This window comes from Leptothrix discophora, assembly GCF_030705305.1.
GTDB classification, from domain to species: domain Bacteria; phylum Pseudomonadota; class Gammaproteobacteria; order Burkholderiales; family Burkholderiaceae_C; genus Sphaerotilus; species Sphaerotilus discophorus.
This window is the reverse complement of record NZ_JAUZEE010000002.1, coordinates 256,930-282,516: the sequence shown is the minus strand read 5'-3', so window position 1 is coordinate 282,516 and position 25,587 is coordinate 256,930. Positions and strand designations below refer to the sequence as shown.

The following is a 25,587-nucleotide window of genomic DNA, read 5'->3' as shown; positions in this document are numbered from 1 at the left end:
TGAGAGTGCTCTAAGGCGGCTTTTAGGTGATGGTTTTAGACGCCAACAAAATGTGAAACCGCATCATTAGCCCCCAGGGTGTAAGTCCTGGGGGCTTTTTCTATCGGCGCCACCCTCCGCTGGATATCCAACGCCTGCGGGACCGAGCCTTCAGCAGCCAAAGTCGCACATAGCGGAACTTACGCTTTCTCAACTTCGTCCTCCCTAACGAACTCGAGCTTGGCGAACTTCATATCTACAGCCGCCTGAGACGTGAAAAGGGCCACCTGCGACAGCGTGACGACGTGATCCGTTTCGTGAACGACGAAAACCCCTTCGACCGGGCCATAACCGGCCTCCAGACACGTTTCCTTGGCTGCTTCATAAAGCAGTTCGACACGCCGAGGTGGATCAGCTTGGTCCCACTTATCGGACTCGACCAGGGCATCCTCCCAATGTGATCCGTGGTGATGAAAAGTGCAATAGACCCTGAAAGCAATCATCCAGACCCCGTAATCGCCTTCATCATCATCGTCGTCCCACACCTCGGCTTCGTATTCCTCCTTGGATTCGTGCCCATAGAGGTGCCACTCTTCCTGGAGGAAGTCGTCCTTGATAAGTTCTTCGACGGTGTCAACAATCATGCCGTCGATCTCGAAACGAAGCCACTTGCAGTCCATATGCAGCGTGCAATCCTTTTCGATGCCGGGCTCGCATTGTTCAATCGCCCGCTTTCGGAAGTAGGTATACCGCTCCCGAGGCGACCAGCTATCCCACACATCCACCGGGCAAGGGAAGTGCGCAGACTGCACCAGCTGGTCATCGCGCCGCCACTCGGCACGCAGGAACAGGTCTTTAGGGTCGATGCTCATGCTGCCTCCTCTTCGTCTTCAAGGTCCTCGTCGTCGCTGAAGCCTTCGCACTCCCACATCTCGGCTTCAGTAGTGAAGCCCTTGAGCTCCCACTTGTAGCCAATGGCACCGAACTGCTCAAGATCAGCAATCGTTACTTTGATACCGTTGCCTGTCTCATAAACAGGTCGCCACCCGTTGGTCTCTTGGCCCAGGATAGAGAATGAATCAAAAATAACTCCATCCACAAGCTTGTCACGAATAAGCAAGTGAACGAAGGCATATCGCTGAGTGGGCGTGAGCTGATCCCACGCCGTTCGATCAATGCGCACATAGACCCACACGGAGTCTTCGTTCGCTATCTTCACATCACATACGATGCAGTCCTTTTTATAAGTCATGAGTTATCTCTCCATGCCGCAGGCTGCACGCTCGTCAGGGCCTCCTTTAGGCGTCTGACTTACGTGCTGCTGTTGATTGCTGCGGCAGGACTCAAATGTAGGAGCCGGCGAGACCGCTTGTCAAAGTTAGCTCGGAAGATATAGAAACGTCGGAGCCAATAAAAACGACCGACCTATACCTACCCCTTACCCGGGCAAAGTTTTTCCCAGGATTGCGCGTTTTTCGGTGGATTTAGAGCGATGCCCGTAAATGAGAAAAGCCCCTTCGGGAGGGGCTTTTGCACTATGGGTTCGATTTGGGCCTAAGCCCACACCGCCTACGGGGTCAATGCCCCTTGCGGGGCTTGTAGGGGGTCTTGCAGCGCGTCAGCTGGCGTCCAGCACCTCAGCAGCCCGGGTGGCTGTCAGATTGGGCACAAGGTGCGCGTAGCGCATCGTGCTGGTCAGGTGCCTGTGCCCCAGCAAGTGCTGCACCTCGTTGAGCGACAGCCCTGCGCGGAGCATCCGACACGCGAAGGTGTGCCGCATCACGTGGCAGGTCACGTCCCGGAGCCCGGCTCTGGCTGCAGCCTTGTTGATGAACTCGTTGTTGTAGCGCCCCTTGGCACGCTCGGGGAACAGGTGCGTCTCGTCCGCACGCCCATGCAGCGACTGGCCTTCAGGCAGCGGGGCCTCAGCAGCAACCATCCTGCGCGCCACAAGCTCGACCACGGCACGGCTCATCTTCAGCGTGGTGTCCGTGCCGCCCTTGCTGCGGTGGATGGTGATGGTGCCGGCCGCTTGATCTATTTGGCTCAGCTTGAGCCGCGCAATCTCCTGCTCGCGTGCGCCTGTGTGCAGCAGCAGCACGGTGAAGTCCAGGTTGTCTTGCGCCTTGCGCCGCTCCCGGTAAGCGCCCGATTCGGGGTCCAGTGCAGCCAGCAACTGATCCACTTCTGTGTCCGATAGGAAGCGCACGCGCCCTTCCCCGCCCTTTAGGCGCTTGATCTTCACGCCAGCCGTGTAGCCAGCCTTGGTGCAGTGGTTCTGGATCGCATTCCAGTAAATGATCGATACGTTGATCGTGTTGATCGAATAGCCTTCATCAACAAGCTCCAGCGCACGCGCACGCAGTTCCGCGGCGGTGACCTCCGTAAGCTGCCTCTTCAGGAAGGGATCGAATGCACGGAGCTTGACCGCACAGCTTTCATATCCAGCTGTGCCACGCCTGCTCTCTAAGAACACCTCAAACGCCCGCTGCACGGTAACGGGCCTGCGCCCAGCTACGACCACTTCTGAGTGAACCTCATTCACCCACTTTGCTTCCAGCATCTCAGCTTGCCGCTTATTGCTGGTCTTGGTTGAGCGCGCAATCATCACGCCCGCTATCTGCACGCGAACGTGCCACACATTGCCTCTCTTTATCAACGCCATCTTGGACTCCTTGTTTAGACACCTATTTAGGCGTGCTGAGTCAAGTGTGCTGATTTTCTTGTTACAGGGCGACCGGAACAGCTGAGTCGTGGTTATGCGCCGGGTCTATCGGTTGCTTTCTTTTGGTTAGGGTTAGGCGCTTCCAAGCTCTTTAGGAAGCGCAGCACTTGGCGGTAGGTCTTGAAGCTGAAGGTTAGATCGTCAGAATCCGTCTCGATTTCCACGATCATTCCGTTAGCGATAGGTCGCACTACCATATGTTTTATTTCGGCTATTTTTGGTGTGTTTTGCATAGTAAATCAGTCCTTTATGGGTCACATATTTAGCCGAATGTGATCCGTTTCGGACCTCTTTACGAATGCGGTATGTCGCGTATTACACGCCGCGAGCGCGTGCAAGCCGATGCACCAATGCTGTTTGCCACGTGATGCGACGCCGCTTCCAACGCGGTAGGCGCTGGCGCGTGCGAAGCGCAATGATCTGCACCGCAAACCACTGGTTGGGCCAGATGTGCGCCAGGAGGGTGTGAGCAGTCACGTGCTCTCGGTGGGTCAGGAAGACCAGATTGCTGGTGTCGTCAGTGCCGCCCAGGCTCTTGGGCACGATGTGGTGCAGGTGGTAGCCGTGGCTGGACAGCAGCAGGCGGGCTTGGGCTTGGTCGATGAGGCGTGCATAGGTGCGCAGATGGTCCACGCACTATTTAGTCTGGTGCGCCCTGTGTTGGACAACGCACAGACGCGGCTTCACAATCGAACGACGCAACAAGTGCCAATGGGAGGCTACATGCTTGAAAGACTCAAAGGTATTGGATCTATTGCCGTGTTGCTTGCAATAATGGCAATCATCGGTATTGTTGTCGGATTTCTCTTCTTGGGAATCCATTGGATCTCAGGAAATGTCCTTCCGACAATGATAGAGATTGGATGGATCTTGGTAGCGATAACTTTACTTGTCGCGCTTCCAATGTCCTTCCTGCGTGCAACCAGAGCTATTGCTGGTCATGCAATGATGCTGTTCTCCTATTACTTTGGAGTGGTAGCCTGGTTGAGTGGGTTTCTCTTCTCCTACGAACTTTGGGGCGGATGGGCCGTATTCATAGGCTTGATCATTGCTGGTGTTGGTGTTGTTCCAATCGGCATGTTGGCAGCAGCGTTCCATTCGCAATGGAGCGGAGTCGGTTTGTTGTTCGGTATGGTTGTGCTGACATTCGGTGTTCGGTTCTATGCCGCATATGTCATTGTCAGATCGCAAAACGAATGACGCTCAAGCACTGAACTATAGACAACTGAAGGAGGATGATCGTGAGTGAAGATAACCAAAAGCAATCCGCTGAGACTACTGAAGTAGACGAGACTACTCCGCAAGTCGAACACACTGAGCACGAAGAGTCTGTGGAAGCTGCTCAAGCTGAGAAACCAGCGGCACCTGAAGATAGTCGGAAAGGAATGTATTGGGCCGTATTGGTGCTATGGGTAACGATACCCGCGCTTGCAATATTGATAGGCAAGGATTGGCCGACGCGCGGGCAGATTGGCGATACGTTTGGTGTCGTCAACTCGCTGTTCAGCGGGTTCGCGTTCTTAGCTGTTTTTCTATCCCTTCGAACGCAGCAAGAACAGCTGAAGTTGCAGCGGGAAGAACTTCGATTGCAGCGGGAAGAGATGGCTGCTTCACGCGCCGAGCTTGCAAGTCAATCGCTTGCACAACGGGCGTTGTTCCGAGCGCAGACTGCAATGATTGAAGTTGCAGCGATTGAAGCGGCAATCGAAGCGCATAAACTGACCGCTAAAGGCGAGCCATTGTTTTCTAACTCTGTTGAAGAAATCTCAAAACTATCTGAGGCATTGCAAGAAGTTGGCAATCGCGTCAGAAAGGAGAACGGCGAGGATGAACTACAAGTAAAAAAACTGATTACGGAACGGAAGGGGTTCGTGCCGACAAGCCTGTCTGATGTTTTCGAGAGCGACCCTAAGACCAGGGCTGACTTGATCAAGAGTCGAACAGCAATATTTCCGGGTATCAAAAAGAGAACGCAGCCAAAAGAATAGGAGCTATGGCACGCTTCCGATGTTTGAATAATGGAGCCCGGTTATCGAAGGGTGGTATCCCGAGGGTTTTTAGCTGTCCAAAATAAAGATGCCATCGCAACCGCATCACTCCATTTCCAAACGCGGGTGCCCCACTCTGTCAACCAATGTCCTGGCACATTGAACAGCTATTCGACCCGACACAATGAAAGCACAATAGGTTGACAGAGTGCAATCACGTTTATCAAGGTGGTGTAAGTAATACACCATATACGACACACCCTGACTCGACCGTTCTTAGGCTTGAAAACCTTCCAGTAATCAATAGGTTATGCAGCCTCGCGACGGTCTCTTAGGGTGTGTCACTTGATTGTCACGGTCTACGCGAGGCTGCAAGCCTCGCGGCCTTGGCTGTAATGGCTACAGAATAATAACGACTTTCGTCTAATATATCGGTTGACCTTTATTCATTCTGAAGAGACCACCACGAGGGTTATGTAATCACGGTTACGTCAACCTGGGTTACGAATGGCTGTGTGGCGGTAGATCCCACAACATGTAAAAGTCGTAACAAAGGCGATTTTTAGGTTGACAAAAAAATACCGGAGGCGGGTGTCAATCATTGCCCACGGCACTCAATCATTCGCTGCACAAAGGCATTTCGCTGTTTTGTTTTCTAAATAAGCTCATATTTCTGGATTAGGTGAAACACATAACTCCTGTGTATTCCCAAGTCGCGTGCGATTGCATTGCGAACGCCGTTGTTCTTGATATAGCTCTCAATAAACATCTTCTTGCGAACTTCGTTCCAAGGTGGCTCCTTCTCTTCAAGAGCTTTCTTTGCTTTGATTAGTAAGCGGTCAATGTCATCCATATGCATATTTATCGCGCACAAAAAAAGCCCCGGGTATTGCTACTCGGGGCCTACTTCTTAGGAGGAACGCAATGGCGTGAGCGTTCAGTTTTATTTATCTATTGGGTCAGCGCGTCGTTGCGATTTCATAGCTGCTCCACCCGCGCAACAAGAACCGGCGTGACTATCGTTACTAAGTTACTATCGAAAACAAGGTCTGTGCATACATACATACTGCTATTGCTATATTAGTTTATAAATAGATAGTAACTATAGTAACTATAGTAACTTAGTAGTATATATGCACCTATCTCGACCCTATCTTACGTTATCTCGACCCTATTTCACGCTATCTCGACTGATCTATGAGTGACTATCTCAAGCAATAGATAGTCACTCATAGTCACTTCAGCGGTTTTTTGATGTGCGCACCAGCCTTACCGACGATAGATCCGGGGCCGTAGCACGCGGTTCACGATGCACATAGCCGACTTCACCACGGTTGTAGGTCGTCTCAAAGGCTATCCGATACTGCTTTGTATTCTTGCGATAGGTGTAGCCTTGTGTCTTCAACCACTCCGCAGCCTCGTTGGCGTGTGCTCTATTGGGGTTGAAGATACCAGCACGCTCGCAAATCATGGTCGCACCAAGCCACTCCGCATTAGCGCCATCGCACTCGTCAGCAGGGTAGAGTGCGTGCTGTAGCTTCTCAACGATAGGACTGATAGTTCTAAAGTCCTCCTGATCGACGGTCAGCTGTGAGCGTTCTTCGGGGCTAAGGAACCAACCCCATTCACCCGAAGTGATGCTGTCGCTGCGCGTATCGCATAAGGGCAGCACTGCACGATACATTGCATACATCTCGGCCCAGAACTGCTCGACATCTAAGTTGTGTGCAGGGAACTCAACATCAGCTATGGGCCAGAAGCGTCTGTTCTCTGTGTCATTCAAGATCAGCAGTTCGTTTGAGGTGCCAAAGAACACCGTGCGTCGGCTGTAGCTGTTGACCTTCTCAGCATAGGGCGGACGCAGCTTATCGACCTTCTGCGTTAGGAACTGCTTCAAGCTCTCCTTATCGCTCTTGCGGAATGTGGTGCCCATTTCCCCCATCTCCGTGATCACACTGGATAGCGCGATCAGTAGTGTGTCCTTGTTGTGCGGATCGATGGTGCAGCCCGTAGTGACCCAGTTATCAACTGAAGCGACGCGGGGGAACAGCGTTCCTGCCCAAGTGGTCTTAGCTGCAGCCTGTCCGCCTAAGAAGGTCAAGACACCCTCTGCACCAAAGCGGTAGTCTTCCCTGAAGCAAGCTGCAACCACGCTCAGCGCCCACTTGCGCATATAGAGTTCCTTCTGTGGGGTCGTGCTCTTTATAGTGTCATAGTAGTCCTGCAACCTGCTAACACCGTCCCAAGTAATGCTCCGCATCCACTCACGCACAGGATGGTAGGCATTGGCGTTTGCGATCAAGTCCAGGTGCTCGCTAATGTCCGTGACTGGTAGGTTAGCTTGACGCGCCAAGTCACGTATCCAAGTGATCTGGACGTTGTTCTTGGTGTCACCGTGGAACTGCTTCTGCGGAATGATTATTTCCGGTTCCTTCTTCATCTCGTTATAGCGCACCGTTATCTTGTAGTGTGCCAGTAGTGCCTCAGTGTTAGCCAGCGTGGTGATCGGGAAGCCCTTCTCGTTTGTATCGGGGAACCCAATATCCAAACTTGCCTGCAACATCCTAAACTCGGCTTCAGCCTTCTCCAGTTCCGCTCTCTTCTTCTCTATATCACTTAGTAATCTCATTTAGTTCCCCTCTCAATCTTTGTATTTTTTGTTCTAACAAGCTTATGCGTTCAACCCGAACCGGCTTTCCTTCGAACTTAGCTATAAACTTATCTCTTTTATCTCTGCCTATTCTTACATCGTCGGGCACAGCGGCCCAAGCTTCAGTCCTGCTGCGATCTTCTTGTATGCAGGAGTCTTGGTCCCCAGCAATCGACACCACAGCGCAGTAATCTTCAAAGGTTGCTCCGCAACTCTTTAGCAAGATCACTATAGATAGCGCATTCAAGTGCCTAAAGCCACGGCAACTTGCCAACGACTCAATCACTGCGCGTCGGTATGCTGAGTCAAAGTCTGGATCAACCCGGCGATCACGTGCCGGTGCAGTGGTGTATTCAACAACCTCTTCATCCTCGAACACCGTCCAATCCAAGTAATGCCCGCTCATACGCGCACTGAATGCCTGTGCGGCGTCAGGCCCGCTATGCAGGAAGATAGCTTGTGAGCGTGAGAAGCTGGCTCTATCAACGCCTGGAAAGGCCTCGATCATCGCGCACCGCTTCTTGTTGAACTCTGCTACCGGCATAGGCTCTGCAAATGGCAGCACCACGCGGTATTTGTCCCGACCGCCCACGCCGTGATTGAACGTGGTGTAGATAGCGCACTCAAAGCCAGCAAACTGCTCTACCGCATCAACCATTGATAGGTTTTGATCGTAGTCCAGCACCAAGCCGTGAAGCGCAATGCAATCATCCTTGCAGCGGTGTATCTGTCCATCCTGCACTCGGAAGCTCCATAAGTTATACATCTCGGTAGCTTCTTTACTTGGCACCTGCACGAACGTGGTTAGCATATCCGCTATCACATCCCAAGATGCCTCCATACACATTTCCTCGGGCGTGTAGGTCTCCCATTCAGATTTGAAGAACGTAATCTTCATATATCCCTACCCTTGGCATATAGTCTGCCTTTGATTTTCTCAACTAATAGCCACTGATCAAAGCTATCGCCTGCAACCTGTATGCCCTTTGCAAAATAGTGAATGTAGACTCCCGTCACCGTGCTTTTATTGACTGGACTTCTAAATGGTGCAGCGCCGCGAAGCATAATAGTGACAGCCCACTCTCCTTTGAATGCTATCCCTACGTAGTTTTTATATGTAGTGTCTTTGGCTCCACTGAACTTGTCTTCGCCATTCATATAATCTCGCCAGATCTGGTCATTCTCTTCAGTTCTTGGTAGATGCTCAATGTAGTCCCATTCATATGCATATGCGTTGTATGCGTCGACCACCCAATCAGCTTGCTTTGTATTGCCAAGGCCGACTGCGCCTGCGCAGCAATCGAGTAAAGGCACTTTGAGTTCTTTGGCTTCAGCGTGGAAGATGCCGAAGTATTTCATTCTTTTTGTTATTCTCATAAAACCCCCTCCAGAGTTATAGATGCGTGTTTATAAACTTAGAGGAGTCATTTCTTCTAAGTCTTGCTTGAGTCTGGATCATCACTCCTTACCCACCGAAAAGCCCCAGTCAAGGGGCAGTGCGGTTTTGATGATTTGTTAGCAAGACTGATCAACGTTGCATTGACCACACTTATTTATGACTTGAGCCGCAAAACACCGCTCATTTGCGTATCGGCCCTCGGTGGACGTGCCCACGGCCCTTCTCAGCCAAGCGCCGTGCTTCGCGCTCACGCATCCAGGGGCTCACGAACTTCTGGTCAACTCGCTCGTAGTCGAACAGCACGCGCATGGGGTCCCAGTCTTCCTCTGCACGCTCCTGGCGCTTTGCCCTGGCGTGCAGACGCGCTGTAGCAGCCCTTGCAGCAGCTTCCTCCACCTCACGCTGTCGAGCATCCAGGAACGTGGCTGCGTCGCTGTAGCGCGCTCCACGCCCCTGCATGCTGCGCATCGCATCAGCCTCCGCTGCCTGCTTTGCGTCACCAGCCTTCATGTTGGTTAGATCGCAGCCTTCGCACAGCAGCTGATAGACCCAAAACTCTTCATAAGGCTGTGAGACATCAACAATCGTGTCCAGCAGTTCGTAATCAAACAAGCTGGCAGCGTCTTCAATCTGCCTAATCTTCTGATATTTGTGTTCCGTGTGACCAGCGCGTGCATTACGTAAGTGCTCGCCCATTCGTCTTGTTAGGTCATTGGTGCGACCCACATAGAAGTAGTCACCAGTCCTAACGTCGTATAGTGCATAGATGTATTCTGTTTTCATATTATTATTTACCAGAATCCATCCAAAAACCATCCGATATGGCCGTAAAAAAGCCCCACGTATTGCTACACGGGGCCTACTGATAGGAAATATGCAATGACCGATTGCGTGTTTATTTATCAATCAACTGAGCTACTTAGATCGTCATCGATCAGTTCTGGAATGCGTTCAATCAGCCAAACAGCAAACGGATCAACCGGAACCGCTCCCGGCTTTAGCTGCTGTTCAATAACGTAATCTGCGTATTCAATCTCCAAATCTTCTAATGTCTTCATCTGCGCCTCCTGTGCTCTACCTATTTAGCGTAGTCACAGGCGCAGTGCCGCTCCATCCCCCAAAGGTGTGATCAGCAAGCCGCCAGCGCCGTAGATCGAGTCATGGATGTTGTAGAGGTCGGCGCAGTCGAAGCAGAGCAAGTCGCGGTCCTCCTTGCTGAAGTCCAGCGTGACGCACTTCGTCAGCGTCACCCAGCGTGTCGCAGCACGTAGGCTGCTACCCCAACACCACCGGCCGCTGCAACAGCGCACGCAACCTTCGCCCCCTGGATCACCACAAGCGCACTCAGCCGCACCCAAGGCGAGTCCTTTGAGAAGTGCGCCAGCTGGTCCGGCACCGTGATCTGCACAGGCGCCAACGCACCAGCGCGGCTGCTGGTCTTAGGGGTCGAAGCGTTCTGGCTGTCCATGTGCTGCCTTCCTACGTGGTGCTGCGTCAGTGTCGGATCGTCGTCGTGAGAAGTGGATGCCGTCTGCCGAAGAACCCCTGGCACGCTCACTTTTTCAACTCCGATGAAGCCTTCAGGCGATATTGTCCCTGACGCATGCCCGTGGCTCGGGCCCCCGTCGGAGCCTGTCCGTAGTGTCACGATCGAACGTAGGCCTGCACCTCCAACTTGCCAGCCAATCGCCAGCTGCCCCCATCCAGCACGTAGCAGCGCGTTGAGGGATCGTCAGGAGGGTCCAAGGGCACGATCCGCTCCTTCTTTGGTCGCGTGTAGCTCCACAAATCCCAACCAAGCCGCCTGCACTTGAGTCGCCATTGGCAGGCGTGATTACGCGATAAGCCGTATAGGTTGCAGAGCTTGGTGAGTTCGGGGTCTTGTTTTTTATACATGAGCTATTTAGCGAGTCATTCCGAATCTTTTTGCCCCATTTCGAACGGTCTTCTGTTGATAAAGCATAAATATATGCACAACAAAGGAGAACCAGAATGGAACAAAACAAACATCGCCCAACACCAGCAGAGATGGCCAAGGGCATTCTCGGAAGACAGGTAAGAGTTATCGGGTCAGCATATGCACCAACTACAGAAGAAGAAAAGATCATCTTGAGACTGAAAGGCTACGAGCCAAGCACCTTAGATGACGAGATTTGGATCTTATGGGGACGCGCCTAATGGAAGTCCCACCAAACAAATACCTTGGGCCTGGCTGCAGGCACGGTCATCACGACGAAGAAGGATTGAGCTTGCGCCATTCACACAGCGGTCGCTGCGTCGAATGCGACAGGCTTTATAGGAACAAGCTTAGGAAACGCAGTTCGTCCTATGCCCAGTATCAAGCCGAATACCACAGGAACTTGCGCCTCAACAAGCCAGAGAAGCTTGAGCAATACAGGAACACTCAGTTAGCCAAAGGAAACACGCATCACAAATACTATAGATACACGCCAAAGAATGAGCGAGACCAGCCAACTGATCCGTAATGCACTTGATGCATTGGATTTAGAGAACCGGGGACGGATCACTCACACTGAGTTGATCGATAGACTAAAAGAAATAAACAAGACTGCACGGCGCCTAACACCAGCTATTCAATGCGAATATGAGTTAGCCGTTAGTGACAGCACAGGAGAATAACAATGAAGAACGAAGACGAACTATTTCAAGCCTTGGCACAGCTGACGCTGGCACTTGAAGAATACGTGCAACAGCAGGCACGATTGAAGAAAATGATCCATCAGATTGAGTTGATGCTCAAGTTCTTGAAGGATCAGTGATATGGATAGAGATTTAGAACTTGACGACCTATTCAACGCCTTGCGTAGATCACCTATAGACGAAGTGGATGAAGCAATGCTGACTTCATTCAATATGCCGCCACCCTACTCACCTACGCTCAGGGATGCATACGAAATAGAGCTATCAGATGAAAGCGAGTGGTCGCTGTTGCTGGTAATCCTCTACGCCCATCACTGGGATCTAAAGGACTACCTAAAACATTCGGTGATCAGCTGGACGTTCCCGGAACAGATGTTGTCCCCGAACCCGCTGTAATCACAGCAACACCAGCAGACTCCATTTCAACCACCACGCTGCTACCCGATCCGGCCGTGACAACCGTTGCTGTGCCGGATGCCTTTTGGATGGCAAGCAAGGTCGCAGACCGCGTCACAAGCCGCTGCGCACCAGCTACCGACTCGAACTCCTGCCAACTGACCAACACCGTGATCTGCGGCGTGTCGCCCTGCTGCGTAGTGACATCAACCGTGAAGCTGTAGCCCAGGGCATTTGAGATCGTCTGCGCAACCACCCGCACACGCTTGACCGCAGCAGTGATGCCCTCGGCCTGGAAGACGCTGAACGCCTCCGCACGCAAGCGCCTCAAGCTACCTGCCAGGACCTGGCTCTCCACAACCGAAGCAGCGACGGTCCTTGTGCGGCGTAGCTGCGGACTCAAGGTCTCGGTCTGCGTGCTGCTGAACGCCAAGCTCTTGAACTTCAGCAGCGTTACGGCGACCGCTTCCAGCTCGGCCACCGTCAGCGTCAACGCCTTGAGCTTGCTGGCTGTGATGCTTACGGTTTCGACCTGCGCAATCGCCTCTTGCAGCGCACGGACACGCCTCAAGGCATCAACGACAGCCTCCACCTCGGCAACCGTTGCTGTGACGGTTCTGCTGCGTTGTAGAGCGGTGGCTTGCGTCAGCACTTCGTTCAACGTGGCAGCGACCGTCCTGATGCGGTTCAAGCCTGCAATGGTCAACACCTGACTCTCCGCAACGGCCAGCGACAACAGCTTGACCTTCACGAAGCTGAAGCTGTGCGAGTAGGTCTCCGCAAGCGTCAGCGTCAATGCCTTGAGCTTGCTGAAGTTGGCTGTGATCGATTCAGTCTCGACCAGGGCGAAGCTGGCTGCGCGTGTGCGCCTTACCGCAGCGGATACAGCTTCCACTTCACCCACCGACGCAGCAATCGTCCTGGCACGCGCCAGCGCAGCAACGGACACCGCTTCAACCTCCGCAGCAGTCAGCACCACTGACCTTGCACGCGCCACGGCTACGGTGTGTGCCTCGGCCTGGGCCATCGTGAATGCGAAGACCTTGCCTGTGTCCCCAGTCTTGTCCAGCGTGATTGCGTGCGCTACAGCTTCAACCAGCGATGCCGTAACGATGCGCGTGCGTTGGGCACTCAATGCGTGAGCCTCCACTTCCGCATTGGTTGCAGCAATGGTGCGAGTCCTGCGAAGTGCGTTTGTGATCGACTCCACTTCAGCCACAGATGCAGCAAGACCCCGCGCACGCGCCAGCGCAGCAATGGACACCGCTTCTACTTCAGCTGAAGTGAGCGCAACACGACGCGAACGACCCAACGCGATTGTGTGTGCTTCAGCGTTTGCAATAGAGAACGCGAAGTCCTTGACGACCCCGCCCGACACATCCAATGCAATCGCAATCGCAACACTCTCAACCAATGCAGCATTGATCGTGCGAGTGCGACGGAGTGCATTAGCAACCGATTCAGTCTCTGCAATCGACAGCGCAAAGTCCTTTGATCCACCTGCCGGTGCGTCATATCTGGAGTAGATGACCTTTAGACGAACACGATCCAATCTGATCGTGCCGCCACCGGCACCAGAAGTGGCGTTTATCTGAATACGAGTGTTGGAGTCCAAGTCAGTTGGTAGCCAATCACGGAACGGACCCGAAGCACCTTCACGCAAGCCACCAAAGACATCAGCAGTGGAGCCAGTGATAACAAACGAATCGGTTGCAGTGTTTATAGGATAGCTTCGTGCTGCGCGAGTGGCAGGATAGGTGGTGACAGCATCGTTGATTTGAAACTGAAGGAATGTCATTGACCCAGCGGTCACTGCGCCCTCTGCCTCTATTTGGAAGCCAATAATCGTTGCATCCGAAGGAACGCTTAGACCAGTGAATCCAGTAACCAAGAGCGAAACACCCGTAGTGCTTGCAGGCAGGACTTGCTGTGCATAGGTGTCATCCGACGACAGCACATTGGCAGCACCTGTCCACGCATCAGTTCCAGATTGGGCAGACGCAGAAGAACCTGCAAGCCACCCAATGTCATACAGCGTAGGAAGTGCAAATCCATATAAACCACTTGTAATGCGGGTCGCTGGAGAGTATCTGCCATAGAGTGCTGTTGCACCCAATGCAGAACGCCCTTGAGAGAACTGACCAAACTGACGGCTGAGTAGACCCATAAGTCTCCTTTATCCGTTTGCTACTTCAATCGATAGCTCAGGAATGCCCGATGAAGTGCCATCAGGCGCAATAGCAACGAACAAGGCTGAAGTAGGAAATATTTCATTCATACCAGTCTTGTCCAGACCGTGAATGTCACCATCGTTAGCTATGCGCACACGGCCAGTCCATAGAGGTCGAAGAACAAGGATGTTTGCTGTTCCGGCTGTTCCTGTTGCACCCACTACACCGGTAACGCCTTGAACACCCACATCACCAGCCGCAAGCGGTAGCTGCCACATACGACCAAGAGTAGGTGCTGCACCAATACCGACCGCACCAGTTGTCTTACCTGTAGTGCCATCTTGGTTGGTGTAAGTGACGTTGAATGTCTGGTTACCTGTAAATGCAGTGACCGTTTCGACCCAAATCTGTGTTCCTGTGTAGTCTGTTCCGCCTGGAACTCGTGTCGAATACGAAGTAGGTGTTTGACCAGTAGTAGAAGCGTTGAACGCATATGCGCCACCCTTCCATAAGCAGTCATAAACGCGAATGCGTGCAGCAACCGACCCACTGAAGTCAACGCTGCTGATGTAGCCGCTACCAGTCGTGAAGTTCAACAGCGGAAAGCCAGCTGTCGTATCTGTAGGAACAACGCCAGTCGTGGTTGATGTGCCTGCCAGCGTGCCTGCACCCGGGCTACCAGCTAACTCAAATAAGCTAAACCAAGCAGCCGCTATGGTTGTGCGAGAAGCAGTCTTGACATATTGAACGCTCTGCTTGGAAGCGCCAATGTATTGATCTAATGTTGTGATTGCCATTACCCAGCTGCTCCTTCATCCACAAGGAACTGATTGCAGCGAGCAAGTGCGTTGACCAGCTGAGTAATCTGTGATTCCGTATACCAAATGCCAACGGTTGTGATGGCAGTGCCACGCATCCCTGTGTCAGCAGTAAGCGTGAAGATCGGAGCATCGCTCTCGTCGATTATGTTTTCTACGTGTTGTGCCATATCGGCCTCCTATTGTTGTAGGTTGATAGCGGGGCCTAAGCCCCAACTGGCCGATTAGCTGATTGTGATTGTCAGTCCGCCGATTGCGATTGACGCTGTATCACCGTTCAACACGTTCTTTGCAACGGTCAAAACGCCATAGCCTAAAACGTTACCTGCGGTCGATGCATCGTATAGAACACCGTAAGTCAGGTTGGCAGCAGCAGCCCAGTCAGCTGTAGCTGTAGGGAATGTGATCGCAGCAGCGTTGGAGATAGAACCTGAAGCGGCTGTGGCCCAGGTTGCACCCGATGTGGCTACGCGGGCATATGAGCCACCCGAAGGCTCTGTGATGCCGGTGCCTGCAAGGGCTGGAGTTGTGGAGCTTAGGCCAACAAAGACGGTTGGCATTGTGTAGGCTGTTTTACCTACTTGGTGTTCTAATAGCTTATTGGCAAGGAATGTTGTTGCTGGCATAGTGGTCTCCTTTGGTTGTGTAGACCACTATATTTATGATTATCGAGTAACCTCTCTGTGGATGGTTATCGTTCCCTTGGCTGCTTTGAATACCTTACTCAGCGGACTTACGATTTCCAAGTCATAGACCCATTCGTCAGTCTCGCTCTCAGCTTCCGCAAATCGGATGCTGGATGTGTCGGCAGGAGTCAGCGTCAAAACCACTGCATTGCCAACGATTGCAAGCTTGGAGTTTGAGAGTGTGCAGTTGATCAGCACGCTGGATGCACCGTAGCTGCGTCTAACCTGTAGCCGTGCGTCATAGCCAGTCAGCGTAAATGGATCACCCAACATATCCAGAAGATTGAATGTGTAGGTGTAGCTGCTGCCTTGTTCGATTTCTAAGTTCAAAATATTACTCATAGGACTCCTTTCCAGTATTTACCAGCTGATGGCTTCCACTTCAGCTATGGTTGTTGCTGCTTCAATCGCAGTGCGTAGGACACGCGCCTTTGCATGCGCTGCCTGCACCTTCTGCCCCAGCAGCAAGCCCACCGTGACCATCTGTGCAGCGTCAAGCGTTGTGACGCTGTTGTCTGCCAAGGTCCATTGAATGGCTACCGGCTGCGACATTGCAGTCAGCGTCTGTGCAAGCAGGATTGAGTCGGTGATGTTCTGTCTATCTTCAGCACGGCATTGGAATGGCCCGTATGGAGTGCTCATCGTGGTGTCTATCTCAACCGACCGGCTGACCTTTATCTCTTCCCACTTTGCAAGCTGCACCTCAAGCAGCGTGCGTGGATCAATCCATGTCTGCTGCTGAAAATCAAACACTGAATATGCATTCGGCTTTATAGGCAACTCAATCAACTGCCCATCGCTGACATAGTGAGTAGAGCCGTCACCGATATCTGATTGAAGAATCGATTCATTCTCCTGTGCCTGCATCGATGCGAACTCTTCTGGACAATCGACCGTTCGTAAAATCGCCCCGTTCACTCCAAATACTATGTATCTCATCGCTTTACCTCGATTAGGGTTATTGTGTTCTTTGAAAATGTCACATCAGAACCAGATACAATGGTGTTGTTCACCGTGTATGTAACTGATCCAGCCGACGGCGTATCGTAATAGCACGATGTAAGTGCGTGATATTGGGTTCCACTTGTATTTGTCACCCCCGAATCACCAATAGTGCTTATCGTTGTTGTGCCCTTCTTTAGATTCGAACTTGAAGCCCAATAGTTTCCATTTGCGCCGTCGATTAGCACCGTGCTGAAAATAATAATAACTGGAGCACCTGTGCTGGTATAGGTAATGCTTGCATCTCCAGTTGTAGACGTAGATCCCAGTGGGATAGTTACTGCCTGACCCGCAAGCTGCAAGGTATTGACTTGCGCAGTGCCAATCTTGGCCGTTGTAATGGCCGCATCTGCAATGATTCCACTTGCAGCAGTGATAGTTCCAGCCGTCATCTTTGCAGCCGTAATGGTTCCGGTGGCTATTTCGTTTGCAGTGATAGTTCCTGCAGCCATCTTTGCTGCTGTAATCGTCCCCGCTGCTATTTCAGTCGCAGTTATCGTTCCTGCTGCAATCTTCGCAGCAGTTATTGTGTTGGCTGCTATTTCGTTTGCAGTCACCGCACCAGCTGCCAACTTAGCTGTTGTCACCGCACCAGCTGCAATGTTCCCCGCTGCTATGGTGTTAGCAGCAATCTGTGATGTTGTTATCGTGCTTGCAGCGATTTGACCTGCTGTAATGGTGTTGGCAGTCAGCCTATCTCCTGTTATCGATCCAGCTGCTATCTGTGTTGCTGTGATCGTTCCATCCACAATCAATGCGCTTTCTACTGCTTCAGTAAAGCGCAGGTTCTGGCAAGCTTGCTGCACAGCTGAAGTGCCAGCGCCCGAATACTGGAACCAAACACCTACTTCAACGAATGCTGCTGTTGCAGGTATAGGGCGTGCTGCTACGCTGTCACCGAACTTGCCACCTACCTCTGTCCAGACTCCAATGGTTGGTTGGGCACCGTATATGTAGCCTGAGAAGGTTCCTCCCCAGTTTGGTGTAGTCGCCAGCTGCGTGCCTGCTGCATTGAAGAAGTTCGCAACGATATACATATTGCGGTTGTTTCCAGTTCCCGCAAATACATTTGCTGTCAAACTATAAGTCTTGTTCGGATTGATTGGCATCCGACGACTGAACGCACGCGCATCCGAAGCGCCGGTTGAGTTCGATAGGTATGACGAACCTGCATTTCCAGTTGCTGTTGTTCCGACGTTGAACGTCGTGCCAGTTCCGGTCAGCGTCCAAGCACTTGTGTCCGTAAACATCGGATCGTCGTTGTGGGCGGCACCACGACCTGTGACCAACAGCTTGCTGGTTGCTATTGCATTAGCAGCAATCTCGTCTGCTGTGATTGCACCAGATGCAATCTGACCTGCTGTGATTGTGTTGGCAGCAATCTTTGCCGCAGTTACAGCACCATCTACAATCAAGTCTGCATTCGCGCGTTCCTTGACTCTCAATCGCGTCCAGAAGAAGGATCCAGCAGTAACGGATTGAGCGATAACATACATCCAGCACTTCAACGCCCCAGCAGGTGCAGTGAACGAGCCCTTCAGTTCAGACCAAGAAGTTGTCAGCAGCGGATTGCCTGTTATAGCAACCAAGTTTGTCGTCCAGGTGCCATCATTCTTATAGAAATATGCCATCACGTTTGACGATCCAGCAACATAGTCAGCTGACTTGACCGCATTGATGCGGACGTCATACACGTTACCTGGCAAGACGTCAAAACCATCATTCGCTGATCCAGCATCCGAATAGGCGCTAACCGCTGCAAACGTCGCAATGTTGACTGATGCTGAAGTAAAGAAGAATCGACATACGTAGTTTGCCGGAGCACCCGCAGGGACCAACACATCTGTTGCCGCAAGAATGGCTTGATTGCTTGGAGCAGCCCATATGCGCCAGTTCGAGTAGTCGCCTGTGGCAAAGTCCGAGTTCGCAACTAAGTTATTGCCAGTAACCAGCAATGCCTTTGTGGTAATCGCATTTGCCGCAATCTCGTCTGCACCTATTGCTCCAGCAGCAATCTGTCCTGCTGTTATAGAGTTGGCAGCAATGTCGGCGCCAGCAACGGTTGCAATGAATGCAGCACCGTCATATCTGTATATCTTGTTATCGGTGGTTAGGTAGACTACGCGACCTTCAACGTTACCTGTAGTCGGTAAAGTAGCCACCACTTCAACAGGTTTGATTGTTGAAGCGAACTTGGCAGCAGTCAGCGCACTATCAGCAATCTGCGTGGTTCCAATAGTTCCAGTTAGATCGGATGTTGGAACGGTGGCTACAAAGTTGGTGCCGTCGTATCTATACAGCTTGCTATCAGTAGTCAAGAACACGGTTCTACCGGCCACATTGCCTGTAGTCGGTAGCGTTGCAACAACTTCAACTGGCTTGATGGTCGATGCGAACTTCGCCGCTGTCAGAGCGCTGTCTGCTATCTGTGCAGTTGAAACCGTGCCAGTTAGGTCCACGGTTGGAACAGCAGCGGTCCAAGCTGAACCCGTGTAGCGATAGAGCTTGTTATCTGTCGTATTGAAGAACAGATCGCCTTGTGCGCCAGTGCCTGGGTTTGTTGTTCCTGATGGAATGCCAGCGCCTGCAGATGGCGTTGTGGTCTGCTGTGTGGATACGTTCAAGCCCGTTCCTGCAAAGTCTTTGCCGAACGAGTCGTAGTGCGCAACCTTTATGAAGTGCGCTCCTGCACCCAAGCTCTTGATTGTGATGACGCTATCTGAGCCGTCATAAACCAAGTTGCCTGCACCGGGTGTAAAGCCAGTTGTCAGCGATGCCCAAACCAATGTGCCCGCGTAGTCCGTGTCAGTTGGTAGCGTGCTGGTTATGAACACCTGTCCAACGCCTCCCGATACGGTCAATCCGCTTGGCACCGCTGGTGCGTTGTTTGTGAAGGTCGCAGTCGCTGCGCTGGATAGCTTCATTGAGCCGTCCTGGCAGTAGACCTTTATGATGATCGAGCGTCTTGGTCCGCCGTCCGCCACGTTGTTGTCATAGGCGTAGGTGTAGGTTTGCGTTTGACCGGGCGGAACAGCTTCAACGTATTGGCTTCTCAGCAGCGTTGCACCGTTGTAGACCTCGACCTTGAAGCGCGCCACGCTGTCCTTTGTGGTGCCGTTCGTGGAAGGGTTGGTCCACTGCACGATCAAGTCAGGCGTCGTGAATGTGGTGCCTGCTGTGCCTGCCACCACCAGCGTTGTTGGTGCGTTCAGCGTCGAGCCAGTTGTCTCCGTTGCCACCACCGTGTAGGTCAGTGCAGCACTGCGGCTTGGGATGCCTCGGTATGACAGCGCCTGGACGGTCAGCGACAGCGTGCCTGTGACCGCATCAATCTCGATGTAGGGCAGCTTGACGTCCGTGACCGTCCTTGTGCCGCCGTTGAAGGTGTAGGTGACGCGGTAGCCTGTGACGATCTGATTGACCGGCTGCACCCACGAAACGTGCAGCACGCGACTGACTGACAGGTCTGTGTAGATGTTCTTTTCGTAGACCGACAGCCCTGTTGGTGCGCTGACTACGGGCGCGGTGATGTTGCTGTATTTCGGGACCGGCAGTGCCAAGCCGCCTTCCACATAGGTCCACTTGTTGGCTGTGTAGAGACCAGCTGTGATCAAGAACTGCCCAGGCTCCTTCTCTTCACGGTCCATCACGCGGTAAGTCTCTGGACTCACGCCGTTGGTGGTGATCTGGAAGATGGCACCTTCTGTTGGTGCGGATGCCAGTGCAGTGGTCAGCGTGATCGTTGAGGCGGTGCCAGTTGTGGTGATTGCGACATCCGTAAAAAGCGTGCCGTCCATACCCCATACCGTGACCGTCGCATCAGCACTCAAGCTGACTGCACGGTCCAAGTTCAAGACCGTTGTGGTGCTGCCTGCCAGCAGTCGTCCAGCTGCATTGGCGCCTGCATAGACGTTGTCATACACGCGGATCAAGTCGCCAGGAACCACCAGTGCGCCCACCTCGCCTGCTGTGAAGCTGATCGTGTTCGGTGTGTAGAGCGATGAGTAGAGGTAGTGCTTGGCGTAGCGTGTAGCCTGGGCCATCGAGGTGCAGCCGAATGCAGCGATGTTGGCTTCGTTGTAGCCATACAAGGCGATCCCAGCCGCGTCCTGCACGGAGGTGATGCGCTGCTTGAAACCGTCCGCAGGGGCGTTCCAAGTCACGTTGGCAACCGTGTAGCGCGTGTCGTAGGGCGTGCCTGCGCGGCTGAATCGGCCACCAACGACATTGGCGTTTGTGAACACGTGGCTGAACGTGTCGGGACGGTCTTGGATCAGCGTCAGCTGTCCATTGACCCATAGCAGCGTGGCATTCATTGCACCCGCTACCTGGTTCAGCAGTTCAATGGCTGTGAAGGCCTCCGTGATCTGGTAGTTGAACGAGTAGCGTGGCTCATAGACCGTCACGCTGTCGGAGCCAGTGAATGACACCTGCGTGTTGTTGTAGATGGATGCGCTGTAGAACGAAGCGATGTCGATCTCGTTGGGATCCAGCCCAAGTCCCACTTCTGTGTCTGTGGCGAGGTCATACAGCACCCAGGCCGGGTCGTTGCACCAGTCGTTCTTGAAGGTTGCAAGGTCCCACACGCCGGAGAACACCCGAGTCTTGGTGTCCAGCACGTTTGGCACTTGAATAATCCGTCCATACCAATCAGCTGATATAACGGGGATGCGGCTTGCATTGACACCCTGAGCGTTCAAGGACACGCCCAGCAATGCCACGTTGTTGTAGGTCAGTGTCTCGGCTTCGTATTCAACGAGATACGCGAAGTTCAAGCTGTTGCGCAGCGTTGAAGCACCGCTGTCTGCTGTGACGCGAACCACCTGCACATCCCAAGTGCCAGTGCCTGCTGGACGGTCGATGCGGAAGGTCTCTTCGTAGGGGCCGGTTGTCTTGTCGTTGTAGGTCTTGTCCAGCACCGTCACAAAGCTGCCCGAAGCAGTCAGCTTGGTCTTGATCTGGAAGCGAAGCGTGGTCTTCTCAAGCGAGTTGTTGGTTGTGTTCTGGTTGTAGAGGCCGTTGGGCAAGCGGATCGTCACGCCTACTGCGGCCACGCTGGCCGCTGACACCGTGCGCTGCACTGGCGTTGCTGCAACCACATCCGTGTTGACCACCACTGGCGATGCGATGTTCTCGAACCCGGTGATGACCGTTTGCGATGCACTGCCATCTCTGACAGCCACGCTGACATCGTTGAAGTTGTAGGTGCCGTCTGCTGCAACCAGGGCGGTGTTGTCGAGATAGACGGATTCAAGTCCATTCACCAATCCGCCTTGCAATCCGTAGCCTATGGCCTCAAGCGTTGAAACATAGGTGTTCGACTTGAGTGTGTTGTCTTGCTCGCTAAAGGCAGCACCACCGCCACCTTTGCCACCTTCCAAAATAATGTTGTTATCCATCTGATCCCTTTATGCTGTGCCCGAGCCATAGCCCGATGTATCGCTACCGCTGTCCCAACCTGATCCACTATTGCCAGTAGAACTGCCACCTGTGTAATCAACGCCAGTGCTGCGAGTGCTTGAGCCACTTGAGCGATAGTCTTCATATCTCTTTGCTGTGATAGTGACGGTGACGGTTTGATTGATTGGATTACCGGAGTCGGTTGCATTCACGGTAATCGTTGTCGTCGCTGCACCTGCTCCCGCTACGATGGTCAGCTGACCGTTTGCCAGTAGCGTGTATGAGCGTCCACCTGATGTGTAAGTCGCACCCGCAGCAGTTGTGGTGCCGTTGATTACAAAGTTGGTGACGGTCGGTGCTGTCGTGAACAGGTCATTCGTGAATATATTGATGACCTTGGTAGTTGACTCAAGCAGCGATACGGTGTCATTGGCTGCGAGTGCTTGTCTGATAGCGGTCATCTTTTGATTGACCGTCACTGAACCTACGCGGAATACACCGTAGTTCAGTTGAACTCTTGAGCCTGGTTGTTTGTTGTTGGCAGGGCCGTCGAATAGCGATGACTCGTTTGTCGCCTTGGCCTTCTCGGTTGTTGGGGTAGATTGAAATGACTGGATCACAGCCGACACTGCGTAGGACACAGCAATGGCATAGACAGCCTGTGCAGCAAACGAAACGAAGGTCGCCGTTGTTCCAGTTGCACCAAACGCAGACACAGCCCAGGCAGCGAACGCTTCACCACCAGCAGCCGTCACGCCAGCTATGACGTGCAGTTCCTGCCATTGACCGAAGTTCAGTGTGTATTCGTCTTGTCTAACACCCTCAACTCGATCCCCATCACGCTTGATGATTGCAAGGCTGCTGTATCGGCGCAGTTCGTTTAGGAATCCGGGGCATATGATCTTCAAGCCCGAGAACAGATCCCTTGCGTTGTTTGCTTTGAATGTGAATGGCTCGTGTCCGTAGCGTTCAGCGAGTGGTCCATGTAGGTAAATCGTCTTCGTCATCAATAACCTATTTGTGATAAGTTATTTATCGACTCCTACGTAACGCACCGCTAAGGCTTCGTGCCTGGACCAACGGGACTTCTTTTCAACGCGACTCAGCCTATCGATTAGGTGATGCAAGATGGCATCCGGCCCAACGATCACCGATGCGTGATTTGGATATGCAGTGCCGATCTTGTAGATGATGCAGTCACCTACGCGGGCTTCTTGACGCGGTATCTCTTGGAAGCCTGCTTGTTCAAAGCCTTCCAGATAGAGGTTCTGCCCTTCGTTCCACCAGCCCCAACCACGCGGGAAGTTGGGTAAGTCAATCTGCAACTCACTCAGGTAGTAGTCGCGGATGATGGAATAGCAGTCGTGAAGCCCATGCACGAACTCGCGCCCTTCAAGCGGGGCACGGTTGCGGTCGTCATACCAAAGCACATCACTACAGCCGTGTCCGTCTGTGGCCACGATCCCAAACGGCACGCCCAGTGCAATCCACATCTCCATGTCTCGATGCGAAGCCCACTCAGGCCGGTAGTGCGTGTCGTTGAACGGCCTGCTGCTGTCGTAGGGGTGGCTGTGTAGGTAGGCCTCGATGCGGCCGTGTCGAAGTTCAAGCAGCCCAAGATCAAGGGCGTCGAACTCCATGTAGCGCGTGGGATCCGCGCTTGCGTTCCGCACTGGGTGCAGCTGGCCGTTGATGACCACTGCGCCTGTCTCGTTGGGGTAGGCTGCTTGAGCCTGTGCCTGGAAGGCCCCGATCACTGCACCCTTCTCATACCAGGCACCCAAATGTGATTACCAACTGGATCAGGGAGATACTGCAATCGTGGAAGTCGCAGGTTAGGACGGTCAATCGGCGTGCATAGCTTCCAAGTCACCGTTTCGGGACCGAAGTCCAGCAGTTGACTGACGATGAACCTATCCACTGGCGAAGTTGCAGTGGGATCGGCATAGGGCTGGTGCGTTGTGGTGGTCATCTGATAAGGCATCAACCCATCGTTCCAAGAGAGCGAACCAAACCATATGTAGACGCCTGCACCAGTTCCCACATAAGTGTTGGTATTGGCGGCATTCAATAGCATGATGGCCGGATTCAAGATGCCATCCGCAGTGGTGTCGATTGTGATGCTGATGCGATACCAGCCATTGGTCAGCGCCTTGATCACTGGGTCTTGAGTCAAGTTCGACTGACTCATAACAGACCCAGTTGAAAGATCGATGTTTGCGTAAGCAGTTGTCGCCAGTGCTGTGCTTGCGAGAAAGCGAATCATCACCTTGGTCAAAACACTACCTGCGCGGCAGTGTGTTGTATATGTGACTCGCTGGCCTTTGGTGAAGCCCGATACGTTCTGTGATGCGTAGTGCGTTCCACTGACACCAGTTGTGTCTGCAAGGATGTCGGATGTCGTTCCGCCCAATGGGTCGGTTTGTGTAGCAGTGTTCAGCGTAATCGTTGCCAGTCCTGATGGAGTCATTGTTGCTGCATCAACTGAAACCGAGTCCACTTTTTGTAGTTGAGCGCCCCATAGATACACGCCATTGGCTGCATTCCCTGCATAAGCAGGAGCACCACCGTTTGCTGTAGCAGATAGGTAGATCGACATAGGTCCAGTTGCAGTGGTAGTTGATGTGAATGACACCTTGAACCACCCGCCACCTACATCAACGGAACTTGGATTGAATACGTTTGTTTGGTTGTTGTATGCAGCTATCGCACCAGTCTGCGTATCAATCAACACACCTCCACCTATGCCACCACCGGAGTTGGCTGATGCATAAAGCAATGCATAAGGGGTTCCGTTGTATTTGATGTAGCAGGAGTAGTTCACCCAATCGCCCGACTGAAAGGTGCCAAACGACTTCACGGTGGTGATGAAGTGCTGCGCAGTGGTAGCAGTCTCGAAGATGGCATCCGCTGTTCCTGACCCATCGGGTGCAGTAGTGGCGTCGGGTGTGACCGTTGTGCCTGTCTTGGTCCAGATGGCAGCGTTGAAGGTCTCTGAGTAGTTCAGCGCGTTGATGCGATTGAACGAAGCTTCGTCCAAATACTTGGTGCGAGTGCTGAAGCGAGTCACTGGCACGCCAGCCAAGTCCCCATACGCTACAAGCGCCGCACGCACCAGGGCGCTCTCAGTGACTCCGACCGAAAGTTGGGGCTGTGGAAGGGTGCCTGTAGTGCCCACACGGGGTGCGGACATCGTGATGGGCATGGGCGTGTAGGTGTTGCCGTTGAAGACCACTGCACCCGCGTCGGTGACGTTGGGCGACAGGAACAGCACGGAGCCGCCACGGCTGGTTAGATCGATCTGGTAGAGCTCTACGTGCTCGTCATTCGCGTGTTGGCGTAGGTAGTCGGTGATCAAGCTGGTCATGGCACCTCGCGCAGGTTGAACGTGATGTTGGTCAGCGTGCCGGTGTAGGTCTCGGTGTAGCCCTCATTGGTCACCTTCCAACGCTTCTCTACCGACTCCCCTGGCGGGGTCCAGCTGATGTAGTCCGTGCTACCTACTGCATCCAGCATGGCCCTGGCTGTGCCCACTTCTGCTGCTGTCAGTGAGTCCCACCCTACGTTCTGGCGCACATCCATCTGTGCGTTGATTCCGTCCGGCACTTCCTGCGAGTAGCCGTCACCGAAGACAGCTTGCCGAATCCGTTGCTTGCTGGTGCGGCTGACGCCTTGGCGTATTTTTGTTGTTAGAACCATTGCGTATGGCATC

At 53.0% G+C, this 25,587-nt stretch carries 24 protein-coding genes and 1 pseudogene; 5 read left to right on the top strand and 20 right to left on the bottom strand.

The genetic code is table 11. From position 1 onward, the window contains the following. Positions 1 to 179: 179 nt before the first annotated feature. The 4 genes from Q8X39_RS04865 to Q8X39_RS04850 form a co-directional block, all read right to left on the bottom strand. Positions 180 to 851 carry a hypothetical protein gene (locus Q8X39_RS04865; RefSeq protein ID WP_305748511.1) on the bottom strand — a complete coding sequence of 224 codons (672 nt, stop codon included), beginning with the start codon at positions 849 to 851 and terminating at the stop codon, positions 180 to 182. Beyond that, positions 848 to 1,231, bottom strand: coding sequence for a hypothetical protein (locus tag Q8X39_RS04860; protein WP_305748510.1), 384 nt, complete (start codon positions 1,229 to 1,231; stop codon positions 848 to 850). Before Q8X39_RS04860 ends, Q8X39_RS04865 begins: the two co-directional genes overlap by 4 nt. 366 nt (positions 1,232 to 1,597) lie before the next feature. Then, complete coding sequence (locus tag Q8X39_RS04855) at positions 1,598 to 2,644, bottom strand: tyrosine-type recombinase/integrase (RefSeq protein ID WP_305748509.1); 1,047 nt, start codon at positions 2,642 to 2,644, stop codon at positions 1,598 to 1,600. Between the two features lie 375 nt (positions 2,645 to 3,019). Next, on the bottom strand, positions 3,020 to 3,337 hold the full coding sequence (locus tag Q8X39_RS04850) for an HNH endonuclease signature motif containing protein (protein WP_305748508.1): 318 nt from the start codon (positions 3,335 to 3,337) through the stop codon (positions 3,020 to 3,022). Between the two features lie 90 nt (positions 3,338 to 3,427). Here Q8X39_RS04850 and Q8X39_RS04845 point away from each other — a divergent pair, with 90 nt between their 5' ends. Beyond that, on the top strand, positions 3,428 to 3,904 hold the full coding sequence (locus Q8X39_RS04845) for a hypothetical protein (protein WP_305748507.1): 477 nt from the start codon (positions 3,428 to 3,430) through the stop codon (positions 3,902 to 3,904). Between the two features lie 41 nt (positions 3,905 to 3,945). Beyond that, positions 3,946 to 4,692, top strand: a complete 747-nt coding sequence (locus Q8X39_RS04840) for a hypothetical protein (protein WP_305748506.1) — start codon at positions 3,946 to 3,948, stop codon at positions 4,690 to 4,692. Between the two features lie 1,240 nt (positions 4,693 to 5,932). On the opposite strand, the gene Q8X39_RS04835 is transcribed toward Q8X39_RS04840, so the two are convergent. The 6 genes from Q8X39_RS04835 to Q8X39_RS04810 all read right to left on the bottom strand — a co-directional run bounded on the left by Q8X39_RS04835 (position 5,933) and on the right by Q8X39_RS04810 (position 9,991). Beyond that, positions 5,933 to 7,321: a VapE domain-containing protein gene (locus Q8X39_RS04835; RefSeq protein ID WP_305748505.1), complete on the bottom strand. Its 1,389-nt coding sequence runs from the start codon at positions 7,319 to 7,321 to the stop codon at positions 5,933 to 5,935. Further along, the gene (locus Q8X39_RS04830; RefSeq protein ID WP_305748504.1) at positions 7,305 to 8,240 is read right to left on the bottom strand and encodes a hypothetical protein; all 936 of its coding nucleotides are present in this window, start codon (positions 8,238 to 8,240) and stop codon (positions 7,305 to 7,307) included. The genes Q8X39_RS04835 and Q8X39_RS04830 overlap by 17 nt, the downstream gene beginning before the upstream one ends. Then, positions 8,237 to 8,701: a hypothetical protein gene (locus Q8X39_RS04825; RefSeq protein WP_305748503.1), complete on the bottom strand. Its 465-nt coding sequence runs from the start codon at positions 8,699 to 8,701 to the stop codon at positions 8,237 to 8,239. The genes Q8X39_RS04830 and Q8X39_RS04825 overlap by 4 nt, the downstream gene beginning before the upstream one ends. A gap of 220 nt (positions 8,702 to 8,921) precedes the next feature. Continuing rightward, a complete protein-coding gene (locus Q8X39_RS04820) occupies positions 8,922 to 9,524 on the bottom strand; it encodes a GIY-YIG nuclease family protein (RefSeq protein WP_305748502.1) in 603 nt (200 codons plus the stop codon). 119 nt (positions 9,525 to 9,643) lie between these two features. Beyond that, positions 9,644 to 9,799 (bottom strand): hypothetical protein, encoded by a 156-nt coding sequence (locus Q8X39_RS04815; protein WP_305748501.1) that lies wholly within the window; start codon positions 9,797 to 9,799, stop codon positions 9,644 to 9,646. A 33-nt stretch (positions 9,800 to 9,832) separates the two neighbouring features. Beyond that, positions 9,833 to 9,991, bottom strand: a complete 159-nt coding sequence (locus tag Q8X39_RS04810) for a hypothetical protein (protein ID WP_305748500.1) — start codon at positions 9,989 to 9,991, stop codon at positions 9,833 to 9,835. A 742-nt stretch (positions 9,992 to 10,733) separates the two neighbouring features. Here Q8X39_RS04810 and Q8X39_RS04805 point away from each other — a divergent pair. Further along, complete coding sequence (locus Q8X39_RS04805; RefSeq protein WP_305748499.1) at positions 10,734 to 10,919, top strand: hypothetical protein; 186 nt, start codon at positions 10,734 to 10,736, stop codon at positions 10,917 to 10,919. 464 nt (positions 10,920 to 11,383) lie between these two features. After that, positions 11,384 to 11,521 (top strand): hypothetical protein, encoded by a 138-nt coding sequence (locus Q8X39_RS04800; protein WP_305748498.1) that lies wholly within the window; start codon positions 11,384 to 11,386, stop codon positions 11,519 to 11,521. Positions 11,522 to 11,751: 230 nt separating this feature from the next. On the opposite strand, the gene Q8X39_RS04795 is transcribed toward Q8X39_RS04800, so the two are convergent. From Q8X39_RS04795 to Q8X39_RS04775, 5 genes are all read right to left on the bottom strand, one after another. Continuing rightward, positions 11,752 to 13,965: a hypothetical protein gene (locus Q8X39_RS04795; protein WP_305748497.1), complete on the bottom strand. Its 2,214-nt coding sequence runs from the start codon at positions 13,963 to 13,965 to the stop codon at positions 11,752 to 11,754. Positions 13,966 to 13,974: 9 nt separating this feature from the next. Next, positions 13,975 to 14,766, bottom strand: a complete 792-nt coding sequence (locus Q8X39_RS04790) for a hypothetical protein (protein WP_305748496.1) — start codon at positions 14,764 to 14,766, stop codon at positions 13,975 to 13,977. A 245-nt stretch (positions 14,767 to 15,011) separates the two neighbouring features. Further along, a complete protein-coding gene (locus Q8X39_RS04785; RefSeq protein WP_305748495.1) occupies positions 15,012 to 15,413 on the bottom strand; it encodes a phage tail fiber protein in 402 nt (133 codons plus the stop codon). Positions 15,414 to 15,452: 39 nt separating this feature from the next. Beyond that, on the bottom strand, positions 15,453 to 15,803 hold the full coding sequence (locus tag Q8X39_RS04780) for a hypothetical protein (protein ID WP_305748494.1): 351 nt from the start codon (positions 15,801 to 15,803) through the stop codon (positions 15,453 to 15,455). Between the two features lie 30 nt (positions 15,804 to 15,833). Beyond that, positions 15,834 to 16,412, bottom strand: a complete 579-nt coding sequence (locus Q8X39_RS04775) for a DUF4376 domain-containing protein (RefSeq protein WP_305748493.1) — start codon at positions 16,410 to 16,412, stop codon at positions 15,834 to 15,836. Between the two features lie 1,325 nt (positions 16,413 to 17,737). On the opposite strand from Q8X39_RS04775, the gene Q8X39_RS20515 reads away from it, so the two are divergent. Further along, the gene (locus Q8X39_RS20515; protein WP_369538095.1) at positions 17,738 to 18,115 is read left to right on the top strand and encodes a pentapeptide repeat-containing protein; all 378 of its coding nucleotides are present in this window, start codon (positions 17,738 to 17,740) and stop codon (positions 18,113 to 18,115) included. Positions 18,116 to 20,383: 2,268 nt separating this feature from the next. On the opposite strand, the pseudogene gpJ reads toward Q8X39_RS20515, so the two are convergent. The 5 genes and pseudogenes from gpJ to Q8X39_RS04750 all read right to left on the bottom strand — a co-directional run. After that, a pseudogene (gene gpJ / locus Q8X39_RS20510) lies at positions 20,384 to 21,874 on the bottom strand (TipJ family phage tail tip protein); the annotation flags it as partial. A gap of 9 nt (positions 21,875 to 21,883) precedes the next feature. Next, on the bottom strand, positions 21,884 to 22,882 hold the full coding sequence (locus Q8X39_RS04765) for a hypothetical protein (RefSeq protein WP_305748491.1): 999 nt from the start codon (positions 22,880 to 22,882) through the stop codon (positions 21,884 to 21,886). Between the two features lie 21 nt (positions 22,883 to 22,903). Continuing rightward, positions 22,904 to 23,515: an NlpC/P60 family protein gene (locus Q8X39_RS04760; protein ID WP_305748490.1), complete on the bottom strand. Its 612-nt coding sequence runs from the start codon at positions 23,513 to 23,515 to the stop codon at positions 22,904 to 22,906. 113 nt (positions 23,516 to 23,628) lie between these two features. After that, positions 23,629 to 25,242 carry a phage head spike fiber domain-containing protein gene (locus Q8X39_RS04755; protein WP_305748489.1) on the bottom strand — a complete coding sequence of 538 codons (1,614 nt, stop codon included), beginning with the start codon at positions 25,240 to 25,242 and terminating at the stop codon, positions 23,629 to 23,631. Beyond that, positions 25,239 to 25,586 (bottom strand): phage tail protein, encoded by a 348-nt coding sequence (locus Q8X39_RS04750; RefSeq protein WP_305748488.1) that lies wholly within the window; start codon positions 25,584 to 25,586, stop codon positions 25,239 to 25,241. The genes Q8X39_RS04755 and Q8X39_RS04750 overlap by 4 nt, the downstream gene beginning before the upstream one ends. Between the last annotated feature and the right edge of the window lies 1 nt (position 25,587).

Coding starts and splice junctions, on each gene's coding strand:
- Q8X39_RS04750 (WP_305748488.1), bottom strand. CDS start 25,586: ATGCCATACGCAATGGTTCTAACAACAAAAATACGCCAAGGCGTCAGC.
- Q8X39_RS04865 (WP_305748511.1), bottom strand. CDS start 851: ATGAGCATCGACCCTAAAGACCTGTTCCTGCGTGCCGAGTGGCGGCGC.
- Q8X39_RS04785 (WP_305748495.1), bottom strand. CDS start 15,413: ATGCCAGCAACAACATTCCTTGCCAATAAGCTATTAGAACACCAAGTA.
- Q8X39_RS04835 (WP_305748505.1), bottom strand. CDS start 7,321: ATGAGATTACTAAGTGATATAGAGAAGAAGAGAGCGGAACTGGAGAAG.
- Q8X39_RS04795 (WP_305748497.1), bottom strand. CDS start 13,965: ATGGGTCTACTCAGCCGTCAGTTTGGTCAGTTCTCTCAAGGGCGTTCT.
- Q8X39_RS04805 (WP_305748499.1), top strand. CDS start 10,734: ATGGAACAAAACAAACATCGCCCAACACCAGCAGAGATGGCCAAGGGC.
- Q8X39_RS04760 (WP_305748490.1), bottom strand. CDS start 23,515: ATGGAGTTCGACGCCCTTGATCTTGGGCTGCTTGAACTTCGACACGGC.
- Q8X39_RS04800 (WP_305748498.1), top strand. CDS start 11,384: ATGAAGAACGAAGACGAACTATTTCAAGCCTTGGCACAGCTGACGCTG.
- Q8X39_RS04775 (WP_305748493.1), bottom strand. CDS start 16,412: ATGAGATACATAGTATTTGGAGTGAACGGGGCGATTTTACGAACGGTC.
- Q8X39_RS04815 (WP_305748501.1), bottom strand. CDS start 9,799: ATGAAGACATTAGAAGATTTGGAGATTGAATACGCAGATTACGTTATT.
- Q8X39_RS04830 (WP_305748504.1), bottom strand. CDS start 8,240: ATGAAGATTACGTTCTTCAAATCTGAATGGGAGACCTACACGCCCGAG.
- Q8X39_RS04855 (WP_305748509.1), bottom strand. CDS start 2,644: ATGGCGTTGATAAAGAGAGGCAATGTGTGGCACGTTCGCGTGCAGATA.
- Q8X39_RS04860 (WP_305748510.1), bottom strand. CDS start 1,231: ATGACTTATAAAAAGGACTGCATCGTATGTGATGTGAAGATAGCGAAC.
- Q8X39_RS04790 (WP_305748496.1), bottom strand. CDS start 14,766: ATGGCAATCACAACATTAGATCAATACATTGGCGCTTCCAAGCAGAGC.
- Q8X39_RS04820 (WP_305748502.1), bottom strand. CDS start 9,524: ATGAAAACAGAATACATCTATGCACTATACGACGTTAGGACTGGTGAC.
- Q8X39_RS04825 (WP_305748503.1), bottom strand. CDS start 8,701: ATGAAATACTTCGGCATCTTCCACGCTGAAGCCAAAGAACTCAAAGTG.
- Q8X39_RS04845 (WP_305748507.1), top strand. CDS start 3,428: ATGCTTGAAAGACTCAAAGGTATTGGATCTATTGCCGTGTTGCTTGCA.
- Q8X39_RS04755 (WP_305748489.1), bottom strand. CDS start 25,242: ATGACCAGCTTGATCACCGACTACCTACGCCAACACGCGAATGACGAG.
- Q8X39_RS04765 (WP_305748491.1), bottom strand. CDS start 22,882: ATGACGAAGACGATTTACCTACATGGACCACTCGCTGAACGCTACGGA.